Origin of the sequence: Formosa sp. Hel1_31_208 (assembly GCF_900104785.1) — a bacterium.
GTDB lineage: Bacteria > Bacteroidota > Bacteroidia > Flavobacteriales > Flavobacteriaceae > Psychroserpens.
The window spans coordinates 330,000-347,982 of the sequence record NZ_LT629733.1 but is presented as its reverse complement, the minus strand read 5'-3'; the positions used below and the strand labels follow the sequence as shown (position 1 = coordinate 347,982).

Below are 17,983 nucleotides of genomic sequence, written 5' to 3'. Positions count from 1 at the left end.
TATGTATAACATTAAATAGTGGTAAAGTTTAGCTATTTTTACCCCTAATATTTTTAGTGTTATAAATTTATGTTTCAGTTAGGAAAAACAATAGTTTCAGAGGATATTATCGAAAAGGATTTTATCTGTAATTTATCCGCATGCAAGGGAGCTTGCTGTATTGATGGAGATGCAGGAGCGCCTTTAGATGAAGAAGAAGTAAAAATATTAAAAGACATCTATCCTGAAGTGAAACCATTTTTACGTCAGGAAGGGATTTCAGCTATTGAAGCACAAGGCACTCATATTACCACCGAATTTGGAGATTTTGAAACACCATTGATAGATGGAGCAGATTGTGCTTACGTAATTTTCGATGATAAAAAAACAGCACTTTGCGGTATTGAGGAAGCTTACAATCAAGGTGTTATTTCATGGAAGAAACCTGTGTCCTGTCATTTATACCCTGTGCGAATTAAACAATATTCAGAATTTGCTGCAGTAAATTATGATAAATGGGATATCTGTGATGATGCATGTGTGCTCGGTAAAGAATTACAAGTGCCTATTTATAAATTTGTAAAAGAAGCCTTAATACGAAAGTTTGGTGAAGACTGGTATGCAGAGTTAGAGACTATTGCCAAAACTTATAAATAAAAAGAGTTGCACATGCTGTGCAAAAGCTGCCTTACAATAAAATCTTTTTAATATCCATATTTGAAGTGTTGTAACTATATAGCAACTTTTATTCTTATCATTTTTATGTCGTTAAACAGCAGCATATGCTTAAAAAAACGATTTACTGGGCCTAAATAATAATTAAAAATAAGCCCTTCAAAACAAACTCTATTTTTGTTTAATTCTGAAGTCAATTTTATAATCTAAATTATATAGGAAACATCACTATTGAGGAGGTATTTAATAAGATTATACTTACGAATGATAGTAAAACAAAATAAGCATAAAATACTGATAAACAGTATGTTAATATTATATTTAACATTTCTTTGATTTTTTTATCAAATCCTCAATTGTTAAAAACTTGTTGAAAAGCTTTCTAAAAAAAGGTCAAAATATCTGTTACATTTTTGAATCTTTGTTAGTCCCAAATCACACTAAATTTTTCAGTTAATTTTTTAATTTTTAAAACCAATTAATATGTCTCAAGAGGTAGAACCAATTTTGCAAGAAAATAAAGATCGTTTTGTGATTTTTCCAATTCAACACCATGATTTGTGGGAATGGTATAAGAAGTCTGAAGCGAGTATGTGGACTGCTGAAGAAATTGATTTACATCAAGACATTACAGATTGGACCGATAAATTAAATGAAGACGAACGTTACTTTATCAAACATGTTTTAGCATTTTTTGCTGCAAGTGATGGTATCGTAAACGAAAACCTAGCTGAAAATTTCGTGAGTGAAGTACAATACAGTGAGGCTAAATTTTTCTATGGTTTCCAAATTATGATGGAAAATATTCATAGCGAAACGTACTCATTATTAATCGATACCTACGTAAAAGACGAAAAAGAAAAAGCAATGCTTTTTAATGCTATTGAAACATTTCCTGCAATTAAGAAAAAAGCAGATTGGGCATTAAAATGGATAGAGTCTCCGAGTTTTGCTGAACGTTTAATAGCTTTTGCAGCTGTTGAGGGTATCTTCTTTTCAGGTTCGTTTTGCTCGATTTTCTGGTTAAAGAAGCGTGGTTTAATGCCAGGACTAACCTTTTCTAATGAATTAATATCTCGTGATGAAGGTATGCACTGCGACTTTGCAGTACACCTACACGAACATCACTTAGTAAATAAAGTATCAAAAGAGCGTATTAAAGAGATTTTGGTTGATGCACTAAACATTGAAAGAGAATTTATTACAGAGTCATTGCCTGCAAGTTTGATTGGTATGAATTCAAAACTCATGTCACAATATTTAGAATTTGTAACTGATGGCTTACTTCAGGATCTTGGTTGTGAGAAAGTTTACAATACGGCAAATCCTTTTGATTTCATGGATATGATTTCATTACAAGGTAAAACTAACTTCTTCGAAAAGCGTGTGTCAGAATATCAGAAAGCAGGTGTGCTTAATAAAGAAGAAGAAGAGAATAAGTACGATTTCGGAAGCGACAGCTTTGATTTCTAGATCTTTAAAATAAATCAATAATAGAATAATTTTAATTGGTCATTAATGACAGCTGTCCAAAGACTCCAGCACCATTGATTCAACCAGTTTTAATTTCAGAATAAATAAACTAACAATTAATCCATTGTTAATCAGTTGCCTAGCTGATTAATGATAACTAACTAACCCTTTTTCTGAAAAGTAGCTTCAGAAATAAACTAAAAAATGTGTAAAGTATGTATGTATTAAAAAGAGACGGAAGGAAAGAGCCAATAATGTTCGACAAAATTACAGCAAGAGTTCGTAAACTATGTTACGGACTTAATGAACTTGTCGATCCAATTAAAGTAGCAATGCGCGTTATTGATGGTTTGTACGATGGTGTAACAACCAGTGAATTGGATAATTTGGCAGCAGAACAAGCCGCAACAATGACCACAGCACATCCTGATTATGCACGCTTAGCAGCTCGTATTTCAGTTTCTAACTTACACAAAAACACAAAAAAGACCTTTAGTGAGGTCATGTTTGATTTGTATACATACGTCAATCCTAGAACTGGAAAAAAGGCACCTTTATTAAGTGATGAGGTATATAAAGTAATTACCGATAATAAAGACATGTTAGACTCTGCTATTATCTATAACCGTGATTTTGGTTATGATTATTTTGGATTCAAAACGCTAGAACGCTCTTACCTTTTAAAATTGAATGGTCAAATTGCAGAAAGACCACAACACATGTTAATGAGAGTATCTATTGGTATTCACCTTAACGATCTAGATGCTGCAATTGAGACTTATGAGTTGATGTCTAAAAAGTACTTTACACATGCTACACCAACATTATTTAACTCAGGAACTCCAAAACCTCAAATGTCTTCTTGTTTCTTATTAACAATGAAAGATGACAGTATTGATGGTATTTACGATACATTAAAACAAACTGCCAAGATTTCACAGTCTGCCGGAGGAATAGGCTTATCTATTCACAATGTACGTGCAACAGGGAGCTATATCGCTGGAACAAACGGAACTAGTAACGGTATAGTACCAATGCTTAAAGTATATAATGATACGGCACGTTATGTAGATCAAGGTGGAGGAAAACGTAAAGGAAGCTTTGCGATGTATATCGAACCTTGGCATGCAGATATTATGAGTTTCTTAGATTTAAAAAAGAATCATGGTGCCGAAGAATTACGGGCGCGTGATTTATTCTATGCGATGTGGATGCCAGATTTATTTATGAAGCGTGTGCAAGAAGATGCCGAATGGACCTTAATGTGCCCTAACGAATGTCCTGGATTATGTGATGTGCACAGCGAAGAATTTGAAGCCTTATACACAAAATATGAATCTGAAGGCAAAGGACGTAAAGCTATAAAAGCGAGAGAACTTTGGGAAAAGATATTAGAATCACAAATTGAAACAGGAACACCTTACATGTTGTATAAAGATGCAGCAAACCGTAAGTCTAACCAAAAGAATTTGGGGACTATTCGTTCTTCAAATTTATGTACAGAAATTATGGAGTATACTTCGCCAGATGAAGTTGCTGTATGTAATTTAGCGTCTATTGCTTTGCCAATGTTCGTTAAAAATGGAGAGTTTGACCATAAAGAATTATTTAGAATTACAAAACGTGTTACTAAAAACTTAAATAGAGTAATAGATAGAAATTATTATCCTGTAAAAGAAGCTGAAAACTCAAATTTCCGCCACAGACCAGTTGGTTTAGGGGTACAAGGATTAGCAGATACATTCATTAAACTAAGAATGCCTTTTACTAGTGATGAAGCTAAAAAGCTAAATCACGATATTTTTGAAACACTATATTTTGCTGCTGTAACCGCAAGTATGGAAGAAGCAAAAGTTGATGGTCCTTACCAAAGTTATGAAGGCTCTCCAATTAGTAAAGGAGAATTCCAATATAACCTTTGGGGAATTAAAGATGAAGAACTCAGCGGACTTTGGGATTGGGCGAAATTGCGTAAGCAAGTATTAAAAAACGGAGTACGTAACTCTTTATTGGTTGCGCCAATGCCAACAGCATCAACATCTCAGATTCTTGGAAACAACGAATGTTTTGAACCTTATACATCTAACATTTATACGCGTCGTGTATTGTCTGGTGAATTTATTGTTGTGAACAAACATTTATTAGAAGATTTAGTAGAATTAGGACTTTGGAATGAAGACTTAAAAAACGAAATTATGAGAGCTAATGGATCTGTACAAAATGTAGATTGCATTCCTCAAGACATAAAAGAATTATACAAAACAGTTTGGGAACTGTCTATGAAAGATATTATAGACATGTCGCGTCAACGTGGTTACTTTATTGACCAATCACAATCTCTTAACTTGTTCTTAGAAGGCGCTACTATGGCTAAGTTAACATCTATGCACTTTTATGCGTGGAAAAGTGGCTTAAAAACGGGAATGTACTATTTACGTACCAAGAGTGCCGTTGATGCTAAAAAAGTAACAATCACAAGAGAAGCAAAAGCAGAACCTGTTGCTGAAGTGCAAGAAGTTGCTATAGATAACGTCGCACAAAAACAACAGAAAGCCGCTGAAACTGCAGCAAAATTTGCTAAGCAAACAGCAGAAAAAGTTGAAGTAGAGCCTTTGAGCGCTGATGAAATGAAAGCACTAATTGCTCAAGCTAAAGAAGCTGAAGGTGATGATTGCTTAATGTGCGGTTCATAACCATTACATATAAAATTAAAAAGCATCTCGAGAGAGATGCTTTTTTTTATGCTTAAAAATGAAAGGATCTATTCCTGTAACTTATCTGTACCCAAATATTTATCATCTTTATTATAATACCACGCTCTGTTTTTAGGCATCTTTATCATGTTTATGGTCATTGTTTCAGTTAGAAGAATATACTCACCGCTATCTTTTTTAAGTTTGCCGTTCTCGTCGGTTTTATAAAACTGATAAATTTCCATGGCGTAAGTTTCGGGGTCAAAATAAAAAAACCAAACATCACTTCCCACATTTTTATCATAGGAGACTTTTAATACTAGATATTCTTTACCTTTAAATGTCCTACGTTCTATAGCATCATGAATGATGGTGCCTTCATCTTTTAATTTCATCGGTAAACCATAGAGATAGGTGTAATAGTTTTTATAGAGGGTAGCTCTATCACAGCTGAGATTATACATTTTTTGTTCCGCTTCTGAAATAGCTTCACTCCCATTTAATTTGATAGAACACGCTCCATGATCTACTGTGTACTCCGTGTTTATCGTATCTCTAGTTGCACTAACACAGAAGTAATCTTTTGGAAGATTAATTTTAATTTTACTATGTCGATTTGGGTTATTAGGAGTTTCCATGACCACTTGTAGTTGACCGTTAAAAGATGACCATTGTCCATTAGGATCATGATATTTAATTGCTTTTTTTAAAAGTTCAGTTCCAGATAACTCTTGACCAAATCCAGATTGAAAACTGAGTAAAGCAATAACGATAAGTGTAAGATATTTCATATACATGATATTTAAAAACTCTAAATTAAACTATTTGATTTTAATCTCAGAATGCTATATTTGAAAGGTAAATGCTAATCCTTCGTTATGAATACTATTGAACATACAGTTACTAAAGACGTCCTGTCAAGTAAAAGTATTAGGTTTTTAAATTATATCATTGACTATGTGATACAGATTGCTATTGGCATGCTTATAGGCTTTGTTATTGGAATCATGGCCGAATTAACGGGAGATTATACACTAGCCGACACCTTTTTATATTCTGAAAGCCGACTTGTTGATTTTGCATTTGGCTATTTCGTCTTAATGATTTACTACACAACAATTGAAACGTTTACTGGGCGCTCAATAGGAAAATATATCACTAATACCAAAGTAGTTTGTTATGATGGCTCTAAACCAAAATTCAAAGATATTTTAGTACGTAGTTTATGTCGAATTATCCCATTTGAACAATTCTCGTTTCTTGGAGAAGATGGAAAAGGGTGGCACGATTCAATATCTAAGACGTATGTTGTGGATGTGAAAAAGTATAATGCAAAGAAAGAAACACTTGAAGGCCTAGAAGAAATAGGAAGAATTGGTGAATAATAAACGAATAAAATCATGTCTTTACAAAGCAATAGACTCAAAGAAGTCGCCCTAGTATTTTTTAAGTTAGGTTGTTTTGCCTTTGGTGGTCCTGCAGCCCATATTGCAATGATGGATGACGAAATTATTACAAAGCGAAAATGGATGTCAAGAGAACATTTCTTAGATCTCATGGGCTCAACAAATTTAATTCCAGGTCCTAATTCAACAGAAATGACCATGCACTGTGGTTTTGAATATGCAGGAAAAAAAGGACTTTTTGTAGCGGGTATATGCTTCATTTTTCCAGCGACAGTCATCACAGCCATCCTTGCTTATTTGTATGTGAAGTATGGAAATTTGCCAGAAGTAGAGCCCTTTATATTTGGTATTAAGCCAGCCGTACTTGCTGTTATTGCTTCGGCCATTCTAAAACTTGGTAAAAAAGCTATAAAACGCACGGAGCTCGCTGTTTTAGGTGTTTTAGTTTTAATGGCCAGCCTGCTTGGTCTTAATGAAATTTTCGCATTACTTGCTGCAGGACTTATTGGCGTATTATACTACAGCCTGAAGTCTAAATTGGGATCAGGGTTACATAGTTTCAGTCCTTTTATTGGTGCTGCAGCGCTCAATAGTTTACTAGTCAAAATATCAAGTGCGAAGTTATTCTGGGTGTTTTTAAAAGTTGGCGCTATATTATATGGAAGTGGCTATGTTTTATTTGCATTTTTAGATGCCGAATTAGTCACTAGAGGTTGGCTCACACGTGCAGAGCTTATAGATGCTATTGCTGTAGGGCAATTTACTCCTGGCCCAATATTATCTACCTCTACCTTTATTGGCTATCAATTATCTGGTTTTAGTGGTGCTTTAGCAGCCACAGCTGGTATTTTTTTACCATCCTTCTTATTCGTTTTAATTTTAAATCCGTTTATTCCTAAAATGAGACAATCTAAGGTGTTTGGCTATTTTTTAGATGCAGTAAATGTAGCTGCTGTTGCAGTGATGCTTGCCGTGCTTTTTGTGATGTCTAAGGAAACATTGATAAATTGGCAAGCAATTAGCATTGCCTTGTTATCTGCTTACTTTGTATTTGGAACAAAACTGAGTTCTATATGGACTATTGTTATAGGTTCATTTTTAGGGTATCTTTTGATCAGTTTCTTTTAAATTGTGCTCTAAAATTTAGAATGCGCAAAATTTCCTACTTGTAATTATTATCGGAATAAACTACCTTACCCTAACTTTTAATAGGTTTTAAGTCGACAATTACACTATGGAATACGGTTTTTATGACATTTTGCAGCTCATAGGTGCATTAGGTTTATTTCTCTTCGGAATGAAGGTTATGAGTGATGCACTTTTAAAATTAGCAGGAAACAAAATGCGTTCAATTCTTGCAACAATGACTTCCAATAGATTCTTGGGAGTATTTACTGGGTTTTTAATTACGTCCGTAATCCAATCCTCCTCTGCGACTACATTAATGGTCGTTAGTTTTTCAAACGCTGGTTTATTAACGCTTACAGAGTCTATTAGCGTGATTATGGGAGCCAATATAGGAACAACCATTACAGCTTGGTTAATTACGATATTGGGTTTTAAAGTAAGTATGAGCGCCATCGCACTTCCACTTGTTGGATTTGGATTTGGATTTACGTTTGTGAAGAAAGAGAATTATAAAAATTGGGGGAATTTTATTATTGGATTTGCTTTACTGTTTATTGGGCTCCAGTTTTTAAAGGAGGCCATGCCAGATTTAAAGAGCAACCCCGAATTACTTAGTTTCTTGGCACAGTATACAGATTTGGGGTTTTTGTCAATTCTCTTATTTCTTTTAATTGGAACTGTTTTGACCGTTGTTATTCAGTCTTCAAGTGCCACGATGGCTCTAACGTTAATTATGACTGCACAGGGTTGGATTCCATTTGAACTGGCTGCTGCGATGGTTTTGGGTGAAAATGTGGGGACCACCATAACAGCTAATCTTGCTGCAATTATTGCTAATTATCAGGCGAAGAGAACCGCTAGAGCACATCTTGTGTTTAATTTGATTGGGGTATTATGGATGCTGATTTTGTTTTATCCGTTTTTAAAATTTGTAAGTTGGTTAACGCAATATTTAGGGTCTGATTCACCATATGTCAATGCCGCTGCAATTCCTGTCGCCATTTCACTATTTCATACCACGTTCAATATTTTAAATACGTTCATACTTATTTGGTTTATTAATCCAATAGCGAAACTCGTGGAACGTATCATACCTGAAAAATTATTGCCAGAACGAGAAATTGAGGTACCTAAATACTTAACTAAAGCAGAACTGAAATATCCAGAAACAGCCATTGCTACATTGATTAAAGAATCAAAGTATTTATTTAAAAATGCGATTTTTGAAATAGTATCACATGCTTTAAACATTCATCGAGAGGATATAAAATCTGATTTGAAACTTAAAAAAGTAATTAAGAAATCAAATATTCTTTTTGAAACAGACGTGAGAGAATTGTATGCTACTAAGGTGAAACATATTTACGGTGAGATTATTAGTTATGCAACTAAAGCTCAAAGTAGTTTGGATTTAAGTGAGGAACAAAACAGCGAAATTACTGAGATAAAAGTAGCCAACAGAAAAATGGTTGAAATCATTAGAGATGTGAGGGAATTGAGTAGAAATATTACCAAATATTTAAATTCGGAAAATAAATATATTCAAAAAGAGTACGATCAACTAAGAAAAAAAGTGGCTAAAGTATTGCGAGTTATTCATCTGTTTAGAACGGAAAAAGACAATGCAAAATACCATCAAACACTGATGAAGTTGAGTGATGAAGCTAAAAAAAGTTTTCACAAAGGGAATTTAGAGATAGATAAGCTAATTAGACAAGATCTCATCACTGTAGATATGGCTTCCTCTTTGGTCAATGATAGTGATAATGTCAATGATATGATTAAGAAGCTTATTGAAGTAGCCGAATTACTTTATGGTAAAAAAGATCCACTTTTAAATAATGGTACATAAAAAAAAGCGACCTATTGGTCGCTTTTTTTCTATTTGTAGTATTTATTCTTCAGGCTCATTAGCCGTAGCGGGTTCGACACTACTATCATGAGCACCGTGATATTCATCTAATAAACTCATTGTAGCATTCATTAAATCTTTTGTTTCTAAAAGAATACTAAAATAAAGTGTCGTGTTCTTTGGACTTGACTCTTCATTTCGTGTACGTGCCACCTGAGTTTGGATTTTCTCTTTCACTAAATCATAAACTTCTTTCTTTTTATTTAGAATTGCTCCTATTTCCTCAAAAGATTCAGATTTAAATGCATTTTCAGTGTCACTAAATAAAAGTTCTAATTTATCATCTATTTCTTTTAATTCTTTAATCTGACTAAGTTTAAGTTTTTTATGATTGTTATTAATATGTTTATGACTCACCTTCGAGATGTATTCTAACGATTGTGACATATCTTGCAAATACCCTAAAATATTAATGTAAAAATTACTTGCACCAACACTAGACTCATCAAGATTCTTGATGAAATAGAAGACGTTATCACGTAATTCGTCAACTTCATCAGATAACTTTATGACTTGCTTTTTACTCTTATTTAGTAAGATTAAATCTTGTCTGGCAAGACCTACAATTGCATTTGAATAGATCCTATTTGTTCTTTTAACAACTTTAGAAATATTCTTGGCACTTTGGTGAATAACACCTTGAACAGAGCTAATCTCTTCAGAAGATGTTAAGCTATCTTCATCAATAGTTTTGTTTGTCTTATTTCTATGAGATCTATAATTTCTGTATAACAATAGAACTGTCAACAACAATAATATTGGTGTAATAACACTTGGATTCCAGTTAATTAAAAATACCACAATCCCTGCAGCTACAAATGCACCTATTGCAGTGCCAAACCATCCACCAATCACATTTAATACACCAGCAACGCGATACACAGCGCTTTCTCTTCCCCATGCACGGTCTGCTAAAGATGTACCCATAGCAACCATGAATGTCACATAGGTTGTTGAAAGCGGTAACTTCATAGACGTTGCAATGGCAATTAATACACCAGCAACCATTAAATTCACAGAAGCACGAATCATATCAAAAGCAGGTGCTTCAATACTTTGATTTTTTGTCAAATTGAAGTTCTGTTTTTCAAAACGTTTACTGATGTTATTTTGAACTGAATTTGGAATTAAAACACTAAAATAATTAGATAATTGTGATGTTCCTTTTACTATCGCTCTAGAGAGACGGTTAGGTTCAAATTTTTCATGAGTTTCTCCTTGACGAGACAAGCTTATTTCCGTTTCTGCAACTGTTTTAGCTTTTTTAGAAAACCATAGTGTCAAAACCATGATGGTTCCTGCTATAAATAGAAGTAATGGTTCAGCAGGCACTTTTTTGTCTAAAACAGCCATTGACATTGTGACATCCATACCTCCAGCAACCCAGGCTTCATATGAATGATAGGCAGCCATAGGCACACCAATAAAGTTGACTAAGTCGTTTCCAGAAAAGGCTAATGCCAGTCCAAAAGTTCCCACTGCGATGACAACTAGTAAAACTGTTTTCTTGGTGATTTTTTCAAAGATGAATGAAAATAAGGTCCAAAACACAAAACTGCCAAGAATAATATAAATTTCTTGACCTTCTATAACGCCCTTTAGTTCTTTGTAGTATGGTGTCCCTTTTAAACCTTTTAAGAAAATGAAATAAGTGATTGCTGTCAAGGCAACACCACCAAAAATAATTCCAAAATTCTTTGTTTTATTCTCATAGTTGAATGTGAATATAAGTCTTGAGACCCATTGTACCAGGGCACCAACAGAGAAAGCAATGACTACTGACAACAAAATACCAGATATAATTTCTAGCGCTTTTTCTGTATTTATGTAGGTGGCTAAATCCGAGAAGGATTGCGTATCTGATTGACTAATTTTTATTAACGACATTACTACAGCTGCACCTAATAAGTTAAATACGATAGAAACCGTAGTTGATGTTGGAAGTCCGAGTGTATTAAAAAAGTCTAGCAATAAAATGTCCGTAATCATTACGGCCATAAAAATCAGCATAATCTCTCCGAACTCAAATTGAGCAGGTACAAAAATGCCTTTCCTAGCTACCTCCATCATTCCACTAGAAAATACAGCTCCAATGAAAATCCCTAAACTAGCTACAATCATTATAGTTCTTAACGAAATAGCTTTAGAACCAATGGCAGAGTTTAAGAAGTTAATAGCATCATTACTTACACCAACAACAATATCAGCTACAGCTAAAACTGTGATGGCAATTAACATTAATAAGTAAATATTATCCATAATTTTTAATTAAAATAAGTTTGCAAATATCTTAAGTAATTTTCACTGTAAAGTTACCTAATTGTTATTTAATCTTTAGAAGTGAATGTCAAAACCAAGTCTGAATGTAATATTATCTTCATTCCCATCTACTGTGGTATAGCTAATATCGGTCTGTACTTTTAATTTGTGACCAACAACGAATTTATTAACACCAAGTGTATATTGCTCACTTGGCAGTTCTCCAGTAACATTCTCATAATTTACAGTTGTAAAACGTGCTGCGATTTCATAGTTACTATTAAATAAATAGCCTGCTTGTAAGTTTAAAGCATTACCGGTTAAAACAATATCACCAGTAGGAGTAGTGCCATCTATTTCTGTTGCTATTTCATCTTGAGCGGTACGTTTTGCATATTCACCCATAAAAGAAAATCCGTCGAATTTAAACATAGCGTCTGCAAAAATTGTGGTTTGATCTGTTTCATATAACGATTCGTCAGCTCTTATCATATAATCACCAGCAAATCCTCTTTCTCTTACTGCATCTTGATTATAGTTATATGTAAAACCCATCATCAATTTTGGCTTTTCTTCACGTTTTAGATCTGATTGACTATAATCACCTTTAGATTTGAATGTTCCAAAAGGTAAAAACTCAACACGAGCTGTGTATTGTAGACCACCTTCATTACCCTCAGTAACATTTCGTCCTTCACCTTGTGACACAGAAAGTTTTTCACGCATTAAAAAGTGTTCTCCTAATTTAGTTTTGTGACGTAACTGTATACCTAAATCACGATCAATATTAAATCTACTATTTAATAAGGAACGATCTATTAATTGCAAGTTTGCAGATGAGACTACACGTTCGACATTACCTGGAAGCTTAGTTTGACCAGCCCACAATTCCCAATTCTCTGCAAAATTCCACATGATAACGGCATCTAAAATATATCGAGGTGTATTTCGATTGAAGTCGTTTGCCCCAGAAATATCTCTATTAGAGAGTCCTAATTCAATTTTATATTTCAGTTTTGTGCTGTAGGCAAAACCGTCAAACTTTAATCGCGCACGTCTTACAATAAAGTTGTGTTCAGGACTACCGTATTGACTGCCATCATGATCCCATGATGATATCGACCGTACTTGAAAACGCGGTGCGAATTTTACACTGAAAGAACTGTCTTTTGCTGTAAAGTTTAATAAGCCTTTTCCGAATGAAGTATCACTTATTTCTTGAGAACTTGAATAAGATACAATGCACAATGTGAGTGCTAGTAATAGTTTTGATTTCATTTTGTTATTAGTTTTTGTCACTGCAAATAACCAACTCTAATATTAACTTAATGTTTCCTAATGTTTACCATTTTAATATTTTTAAAAAAAAAGACTGCTTTATGAAAAGCAGTCTCATTAGGATTCATAATCATTTAGTCGACAAAAACTAATACAGTTTTATGAAATACTAATTGTGTTTTTCAACACATTGCAAAGATGCGTATTGAACGTAATGTAATTGTAATGCTAATATTATCTAATTATTAACTTATTAAAACAGTTTCATTGAATTGTAAAGGCAAGTTAATTAGATTGTTGCGCTCCTAATGTTAACTAAATGTTACCTAAATGTTTGAATATTGTAAAGTTTTTCATAACTTTCGTTGATAAATCATAATTAATACCCAAATTCAGAAAGACATGAAAAAGATATTTACAATACTATTGATGTTGAGTGTAACATTTGCATTTGCGCAGGAACAACAAAAAGTAGACTTAAAAAAAGATGGTGATGTAACAGTGGCCACTTATTATCATGATAATGGTGCAATAGAACAACAAGGCACTTTCAATGAAGCTGGAGAACTTCATGGCATATGGACGAGTTTTGATGCTAAAGGAAATAAGGTAACCATGGGAAACTACCACAGTGGTAAAAAAGTTGGTAAATGGTTATTTTGGTCAGATAATTCGCTTAGAGAGGTAGATTATGTGGATTCAAAAATCACTAGTGTAAGCGAGTGGAAGGACAAAGTACTACTTGCTGTAGGTAACTAACCATCAAATATAATAAACAAAAAAGCTCTCAACTTGTGGTTGAGAGCTTTTTTGTTAGAAACTAATTCTAGTTTTTTTAAAATTTAAAAGAATATCCTATTGAAATTTCAGTCCCGGGTTCTCTTAATGAAAACAATTGGTTTTGAGAGCCAAATGATACATAATCACTGCGTCTAACGCTATTAAGTATATTTGATACTTTTAGATCAATTGACGAATTTTTAGTTTCACCAAAAGATTTATTTAAGTTAAAGTTTAAACTGTTAAACGGCTGTGTGAAGACATCTGGTACAATATTTATACCTACAACTTCGAGTGTTTCCCCTTGAACATTAAAGAATAAACCAGTTTGTAGTCCAATGTCTTGGTTGTTATAATCAAGACCAAAATTAATCAAATATGGTGCTTGCCCTTGCAAGTTTCTTTGTCTATCAACAGACTCACCATCTCTTGAATTAGCAACCCTACTATTAAACTCTGCATCAGACATCGTCAATTCTGATTTTATCAATGACATGTTAGCATTAAATTTTAAGTTTTTAAGCCCTTCAGTGATGAAACCTAGACGTTGTCTGATTTCAAATTCAATACCATAAACTTTAGCATCACCAAGATTTCCAACGGTTAACTGCGTAGGAGCAGATTCAAAAAATGCTTGTTCAATAGGATCTTTAAAATCTTTATAAAAACCGCTTATGGCGAACATCTGACCATTATCACCAAAGCGTTCGTATCTTAAGTCAAAGTTATTGACATAAGTTGGTGCGATATCTAAATTACCAATAAATAGTCGGCTCGTAATAGGGTCGAAAATTTGAGCTACAGAAGCTTCTTTAAAAGAGGGTCTTGCTGTAGTTCTTGAGAATGAGGTCCTAATGTTAGTGTTATCTGTTACTGAATATATCACGTTAGCAGATGGAAATAAATCCAATTCATCTAATATAGATTCTCTTAAGAATGTTGTTTCAGCATCTTGAGCTCCTGTATAAAAGGACTTAAAGAATTCCGACCTTAAACCGATGACGGTTTTAATGTTCTCGGAAATATTAAATTCTGCAGAAACATAAGTTGCACCAATATTTTGCTCACCTTCATAAGCATCAATTGGGTTAAAGGTATCAGTAGAAATTAAAAAGGTGCCGCCTTCATTTGGTGCCCAAATGTTTTCATCAGATAATAAGTTGTCAACATCACCATTTGCGATATATGACGCATCACCTTGAATATTAAAGGTATAGTCATCGATACTAAAATCTCTAAATTTATAAGTATAAGCACCCCCAAATTTTAGTTTTCCAGGTCTTCCAAAAAGATCAATTGTTTTATCAAAATCTACCCTTGCTGCCCAGTTTTCTTCAATTAAGTTTCTCCATAATTGAATTGGAAAAGTTGCTGCTGAAGGTGTTAAAAATGAAACACCTTGGTCATTTTGTTGCAGAGGAGTAATCCTGTGACCTTTGTCCATCACCTTAGAAAACGTCGGTGAGAATTTCCAAACTAAGTTGAAAGCGTTCTCATCATCACTCAAGCGATGTTGGCCACTTAATAATAAATTAGTGATCGAACGTTCTGTATAGGTCAATGAATTTTTTGTTAGTGGTTCTCTAGCGCCACCAATTCCATCTTGTGAAATAATTTGGTTAAAGAAACCAGCTGTTGACTCACCGTTTTGAATGTGAAGAAAGTTGACCTTATATTTTGCTCGGTCAGCTTTATAGGTTAAACCAACAAGACCATTTAAAATGATATTATTAATACCTTCTGATCCTTGTGAATTTAAAGTAAAAACAAGATCATTATTTGATGATTCGTCATTATCCTTTACCCAAGCACCATCATTTCTATTTTCATAAAATGTAGTTGAATTTTTATAAGAGAAGGATGCTTGATACCCTAATTGATCATCACCTACGTCATATTGATTTCCTAAAGTGAAGCCAAAGTCGAAGTTCATTCCACTCATCTCGCGCTTTGCTCTAAGTTCTTTTTCGAAGCTATTGGTTAAACTCGATAATAAAATTCGGTCTTCATCGGTATTAGGAACAGGCTGATACCTGTTAATTGGAAGATCTCTTGTCCCATCATCAAAACCTAAAAAGTCTGTATCACTACCCGTATAGGTTAAATAGTTTTCATTAAAGTGCATATCAGGATTATATGCTGTTCCAACCGAAAGTGTATATTCCGCTCTTGTTGGAAAGTCTTTTGTTACAATATCAACGATACCACCTGTAAAATCGGCAGGATATTCAGCAGAAGCCGATTTTAATACGATAACATTGTCTAAAATATTAGTTGGGAATAAATCCATTTGTATTGTATTTCGATCTGGATCTAATCCTGGGATATCAATACCATTTAAGATAGATTTGGTGTAACGGTCTCCTAAACCTCGAACATAAACATATTTACCACCTTCGATGGAAACACCAGGAACACTCTTTACGGCGCTGGCAAGATTACTTGCTCCGCTGCTTTTTATCGATTGTGCCGATAAACCGTCTAATACAACCACCGATTTCTTTTGAAGATCTAATACGGAGTTTTCAGTATTACGTTTCATTGTGGTATTAATAATAACAGTATCTAAAGAATTCGCGCTAAGGGTTATATCAAGAGATGTAACTTCACCAGCCTTTATAACCACATCGGTAATTTCTTGCGTGGCATAGCCAACAAATGAAAACACTAAGGTATAAGTTCCAGGCTCTAACTGTAATTCGTATTTACCATCAAAATCAGAAGTGGTCCCAGTGGTTGTTCCTTTAACTAAAATATTAGCAAAGGCCATTGGTTCTACAAACTCACCGTCAATTACGTTTCCAGCTATGGTTCCTTTTTGTGCGTTAGCAAAACCAAAAACAAGAAGACAGACAATTAAAAGTGAGGATAATTTATTTTTCATATTGAGATAATTATCTAAACACTTCTGCTCGTTAGTTTACAACGATTAGAAGCGTTTGTTTTATGAACGCTTTTTCAGCAATCAATATTTAATATTAATTAAAATTAGAAACCTAAACCACCTGCAGTATTTGCGTATGTCCAAGCCAATTCAGAAGTGGTCGCGCCAACTGTATTTGCACCTAACGAAACTGCAGTAGCAGTTGATCCAAATCCAGTCACGGTCACAGTTTCGGCTTTGTTTGCAAAAATGCTTGTAACATCAGTAACGCCTGTTGGTAAAACAATTTCCCAAGTTCCGAATGTTAAATCACCATTGTTATAATTAGTTGCAACACCATCATTATCTAGTTCTACATCTGATGTGTCTTTGAATCCAAAAGCGTAGATGTTATTTGTTGCTCCAGTAGCATTACTTCTATAATCTGCATATTCACCGTTAACAGTTGTCGTGTTGCCAATAATGGTTGCGTTTTGTAGCGTGAATGATCCTGTAGCTGATCCTTCTGGACCGTCAATTTCAAAAGCATGGTCAGAAACCTCACCTAATACAACAACAGCATTGTCAATCGTTCCAGAGTACGCTTGGTCGATATCTAAAGCATCGTCTCCCACAGCCCAAACTAATAAGTTTGATGCATTTACAGTTCCTCCAAAGAATTCAATACCATCATCTACATTCGCAACAATTTCTATGTTATTGATTACAGTTCCATTCCCAACACCTCCAAGTGTTAAACCGTTGATTTCGTTGCCTTCTCCAATTAAGGCACCTCCATGACGTATAGATACATATTGAATGACACCAGAGTTGTCGGCAGCATCAGTTCCTCCGTAAAGTCCGAAAGTGTCATCAGCAGGAATACCCTCTATTTGCGCTTCAACAATTTCTCCAGCAAATGAGCAAGGTGCGTTTCCTAATACTAATAAACCACCCCAACGACCTCTGTCGTTTTCATCTAAATTGGTTCCAGCAGTTTCACCACAATTAATATTATCGGAGGTACTTGTAAATATGATGGGTTGAGTTGCGGTTCCAACAGCATTTATTTTTGCGCCTTTGGCAATAATTAAAGCAGAAGCTAAAGATCCAGTGCCTGGAGAGCCTTTGATAATTGTGCCTTCTTGAATGGTTAAAGTTGCGCCATTATCTACGACTACTTTTTGATTCAATTGATAAATGTTATCATTTGTCCAAGTGGTATCCTCAGTGATAGCTCCCGTGATAGCTACTATTGGACATTCGTCGTCAGTTCCTCCACCATTATTGTTAATGATGGTGGTTTCTTCAATAATAATTGGAGTATCGTCATCCTTAAAACAGCCAGTGAATACTAGTGAAGAAGCGATTAATGCAGATAGTACTAATTTTTTCATGATATTTTTTTTAAAATAAATTTTATATTCTTTTTTGTTATGGTGCAAAGATGGAGGGATTATGTAAAGTTTAGGTTAATAGCAGATTAAACCTAAATGATAAAAAGGTTAATTTATGGTTACCCAAGAATCGATTTTTT

The 17,983-nt window shown here is 34.1% G+C and carries 12 protein-coding genes; 7 read left to right on the top strand and 5 right to left on the bottom strand.

Translation table 11 applies throughout. The annotated features are described in order from the left end of the window. Positions 1-69 precede the first annotated feature (69 nt). From BLT57_RS01445 to BLT57_RS01435, 3 genes are all read left to right on the top strand, one after another. On the top strand, positions 70-636 hold the full coding sequence (locus BLT57_RS01445) for a DUF3109 family protein (protein ID WP_091421263.1): 567 nt from the start codon (positions 70-72) through the stop codon (positions 634-636). Positions 637-1,137: 501 nt separating this feature from the next. Further along, positions 1,138-2,127 carry a ribonucleotide-diphosphate reductase subunit beta gene (locus BLT57_RS01440; RefSeq protein WP_091421262.1) on the top strand — a complete coding sequence of 330 codons (990 nt, stop codon included), beginning with the start codon at positions 1,138-1,140 and terminating at the stop codon, positions 2,125-2,127. Between the two features lie 215 nt (positions 2,128-2,342). Further along, positions 2,343-4,820 carry a ribonucleoside-diphosphate reductase subunit alpha gene (locus BLT57_RS01435; RefSeq protein WP_091421260.1) on the top strand — a complete coding sequence of 826 codons (2,478 nt, stop codon included), beginning with the start codon at positions 2,343-2,345 and terminating at the stop codon, positions 4,818-4,820. 68 nt (positions 4,821-4,888) lie between these two features. Here BLT57_RS01435 and BLT57_RS01430 read toward each other — a convergent pair whose 3' ends face one another. Beyond that, the gene (locus BLT57_RS01430) at positions 4,889-5,611 is read right to left on the bottom strand and encodes a DUF6503 family protein (protein WP_091421259.1); all 723 of its coding nucleotides are present in this window, start codon (positions 5,609-5,611) and stop codon (positions 4,889-4,891) included. An 87-nt stretch (positions 5,612-5,698) separates the two neighbouring features. On the opposite strand from BLT57_RS01430, the gene BLT57_RS01425 reads away from it, so the two are divergent. The 3 genes from BLT57_RS01425 to BLT57_RS01415 all read left to right on the top strand — a co-directional run bounded on the left by BLT57_RS01425 (position 5,699) and on the right by BLT57_RS01415 (position 9,206). After that, on the top strand, positions 5,699-6,205 hold the full coding sequence (locus tag BLT57_RS01425) for an RDD family protein (protein ID WP_091421257.1): 507 nt from the start codon (positions 5,699-5,701) through the stop codon (positions 6,203-6,205). A gap of 15 nt (positions 6,206-6,220) precedes the next feature. After that, entirely contained in the window at positions 6,221-7,354 is a 1,134-nt protein-coding gene (gene chrA, locus BLT57_RS01420) for a chromate efflux transporter (RefSeq protein ID WP_091421255.1), read from the top strand. A gap of 106 nt (positions 7,355-7,460) precedes the next feature. After that, positions 7,461-9,206, top strand: coding sequence for a Na/Pi cotransporter family protein (locus BLT57_RS01415; protein WP_091421253.1), 1,746 nt, complete (start codon positions 7,461-7,463; stop codon positions 9,204-9,206). Positions 9,207-9,248: 42 nt separating this feature from the next. On the opposite strand, the gene BLT57_RS01410 is transcribed toward BLT57_RS01415, so the two are convergent. After that, a complete protein-coding gene (locus tag BLT57_RS01410; protein ID WP_091421252.1) occupies positions 9,249-11,525 on the bottom strand; it encodes an inorganic phosphate transporter in 2,277 nt (758 codons plus the stop codon). 75 nt (positions 11,526-11,600) lie between these two features. Next, positions 11,601-12,803 (bottom strand): porin, encoded by a 1,203-nt coding sequence (locus BLT57_RS01405; protein ID WP_091421250.1) that lies wholly within the window; start codon positions 12,801-12,803, stop codon positions 11,601-11,603. A gap of 402 nt (positions 12,804-13,205) precedes the next feature. Here BLT57_RS01405 and BLT57_RS01400 point away from each other — a divergent pair, with 402 nt between their 5' ends. Continuing rightward, on the top strand, positions 13,206-13,562 hold the full coding sequence (locus tag BLT57_RS01400; RefSeq protein WP_091421248.1) for a toxin-antitoxin system YwqK family antitoxin: 357 nt from the start codon (positions 13,206-13,208) through the stop codon (positions 13,560-13,562). A gap of 76 nt (positions 13,563-13,638) precedes the next feature. On the opposite strand, the gene BLT57_RS01395 is transcribed toward BLT57_RS01400, so the two are convergent. Continuing rightward, positions 13,639-16,467, bottom strand: a complete 2,829-nt coding sequence (locus BLT57_RS01395; RefSeq protein WP_091421246.1) for a TonB-dependent receptor — start codon at positions 16,465-16,467, stop codon at positions 13,639-13,641. Between the two features lie 104 nt (positions 16,468-16,571). Next, complete coding sequence (locus tag BLT57_RS01390) at positions 16,572-17,843, bottom strand: hypothetical protein (RefSeq protein ID WP_091426595.1); 1,272 nt, start codon at positions 17,841-17,843, stop codon at positions 16,572-16,574. Positions 17,844-17,983: the final 140 nt, after the last annotated feature.